Source organism: Streptomyces mutomycini (assembly GCF_001700505.1).
Lineage (GTDB): Bacteria > Actinomycetota > Actinomycetes > Streptomycetales > Streptomycetaceae > Streptomyces > Streptomyces mutomycini.
In genome coordinates, this window is record NZ_MAPV01000281.1 from 1 (window position 1) to 281 (window position 281).

Genomic DNA, 281 nt, shown 5'->3' on the forward strand with positions numbered 1-281 from the left:
GGCGTGTTCGCCCGCCGGTCCGCCGCCCATCGGGCCTTCGGGCGGCCGGACACCGCCGGGCCCTCCCGGGAACGGCGAGCGGGGCTCCGCGGGGATGACCGGGATGCCGCTGGTCAGCGTGTCGCCGGAGACATTGCCGCCGGAACCGGACCCGGGGGCCGGTGCGGGCGCCTGCGGCGTCAGGATCGCGGTGTCGTCCGACATCCGCGGAGGTACGCCGCCGGGTCCGCCGGGCCGGGGGCCGGACAGGCCCTGCGGAGCCGGCCGGCCGGCCGCACCGG

The 281-nt window shown here is 80.8% G+C and carries 1 pseudogene; it reads right to left on the reverse strand.

The features are described 5' to 3' along the window. Positions 1-281, reverse strand: a pseudogene (locus tag BFF76_RS29360) (hypothetical protein); the annotation flags it as partial.